The organism is Micromonospora sp. ZG13, from assembly GCF_059359355.1.
In genome coordinates this window covers 1-2,288 of the sequence record NZ_JCADBQ010000038.1, presented here as the reverse complement: position 1 = coordinate 2,288, position 2,288 = coordinate 1, and the positions used below count along the sequence as shown (strand labels likewise).

1 protein-coding gene is annotated in these 2,288 nt (G+C 72.9%); it reads left to right on the top strand.

Features of this window, described 5'->3' with window-relative positions:
• A partial coding sequence (locus tag AC5L34_RS29420) for a condensation domain-containing protein (RefSeq protein ID WP_494827901.1) occupies positions 1-2,288 on the top strand: 2,288 nt, incomplete at both ends.

Here is a 2,288-nt window from a genome sequence, read left to right as displayed (position 1 = left end):
CTGCCGGAGTACATGATCCCGGCCGAGTTCGTGGCCGTGGAGGCGATCCCGCTCAACGCCAACGGCAAGGTCGACCGCGCGGCCCTCTGGGACACCGCCGAGCCGACGCACCGGCAGCACGTCGCCCCGGCGACCGAGCTGGAGGCGCAGCTGGCCGGCATCTGGGGCCGGGTGCTCAACCTGGAGCAGGTCAGCACCCAGGACAGCTTCTTCGACCTCGGCGGGCACTCCATCAGCGCCATCGCGCTCGTGGGCGCGCTGCGCAACGCCGGGCACCCGGTCTCCGTACGCGACGTCTTCGTGCACCGCACCGTCGCCGCCCTGGCCGCGCACCTCGCCGGCGGGGACGACCAGGAGGCAGCGCCCGCGTTCCGGGCCGTCGCCCCGTTCAGCCTGCTCGACGACGCCGACCGGGCCAGGCTGCCCGCCGGGCTCGCCGACGCGTACCCGTGCGCGCAGGTGCAGCTCGCCATGCTGGTGGTCACCCTCTCCGACTCCGAGCGGCGCACCTACCACAACGTGTCCGCGTTCCCGATCCGCGACGAGCACGCCTTCGACGGCGACGCGCTGCGCCGCGCCGTGCGGACCGTCGTGGACCGCCACGAGATCCTGCGTACGTCGTTCGACCTGACCGGCTTCTCGGTGCCGATGCAGCTCGTGCACGCCGAGGTGCCCGTCGACGTCACGCTGCTCGACCTGCGCGACGGCACGGACGAGGAGGCCGAGAACCGACTGCGGGCGTACCTGGCCGCCGAGCGGTCCCGGCCGTTCACCCCCGACCAGGTCCCGCAGATGCGCATCGCCGGAGCGGCCGGCCGCGACGACACGTGGTGGTTCGTGCTGACCATGTCGCACGGCATCCTCGAAGGCTGGAGCCACCACTCGCTGCTGATGGAGATCCTCGACAACTACCGCAGCCTGCGCGACACCGGCGCGCCGGCGGCGTTCGAGGCACCCCCGGTCCGCTACGCCGACTTCGTCGCCGGCGAGATCGAGGCGCTGGCGTCGGCCGAGGACCGCGACTACTGGCAGGGCGTCGTCGCCCGGCCGGTCTTCGAGCTGCCCGCCGGCTGGGGCGAGGACGAGTCGGTCCCGGAGTACGAGTGCGGCACCCGGGTCCCGCTGCACGACCTGATGGACGACCTGCGCGAGCTGGCCAGCCGTACCGACACGTCGCTGAAGAGCGTGCTGCTGGCCGCGCACCTGAAGGTGATGAGTCAGCTCACCGCCGAGCCCGTGTTCACCAGCGGGCTGGTCAGCCACGGCCGGCCTGAGGTGACCGGCGCCGACCGGGTCTACGGGATGCACCTGAACACGCTGCCGTTCGTGCACGACGCGGGCGCGCGTACCTGGCGGGAGCTGATCCGCAACACCTTCGCCGGGGAGCTGGAGCTGTGGCCGCACCGCCGCTACCCGCTGCCGGCCGTGCAGCGCCTGGGCGACGGACGCCGGCCGATCGAGATCCTCTTCAACTACCTGGACTTCGAACAGGTCGACACCGAGCGGGTCGACTTCGAGGACGCCATCTACGAGGCCAGCGGCGAGTTCGGCCTGCACGTCTCCACGCTCGGCGGCGTGCTCAACATCCTGGCCCGGCCGCACCAGGTCAGCTACCCCAACGTCCTGCGCCTCGGTGGCATGTACCGGGCGGTGCTGGAGGCGATGGTGGCCGACGTGGACGGTGACGCGTCGGTGGTGTGTCTGCCGGCGGGTGAGGTGTCGGTGGTGCTGGCCGACGGGGCGTCGGCGGTGTCGGCGGTGTCGCGTTCGGTGCTGGACGAGTTCGAGGCGCGGGCGGCGCAGACGCCGTCGGCGGAGGCCGTGTCCGAGCCGGGTGGCCGCTCGGTCGACTTCGCGGGCCTGGACGCCCGCGCGGTCGCGATCGGGCGGAGCCTGGTCGGCCGGGGTGTGGGTGCCGGTGCGGTGGTGGGTGTGCTGCTGGACCGGGGTGTGGAGTTGGTGGCGTCGATGGTGGGGGTGTGGAAGGCGGGTGCGGCGTTCGTGCCGGTCGACCCGTCGTACCCGCCGGGTCGCATCGCGGCCATGCTCGCCGACGCCGGTGCCCGCGTCGCGATCACCTCGCAGCGGTACGCCGACCGGTTCGGCGGCGCCGGGGTCGACGTGCTCCGGGTGGACGGGACCCTGGACGACGGCGTCGAGGAGGCCACGGCCGACGGTGCCGTGCGCGCGGCCCTACCCGGGCCGATCGACCTCGACGAGTTGGCGTATGTGATTTTCACGTCGGGGTCGACGGGTCGGCCGAAGGGTGTGCAGGTGTCGCACCGGGG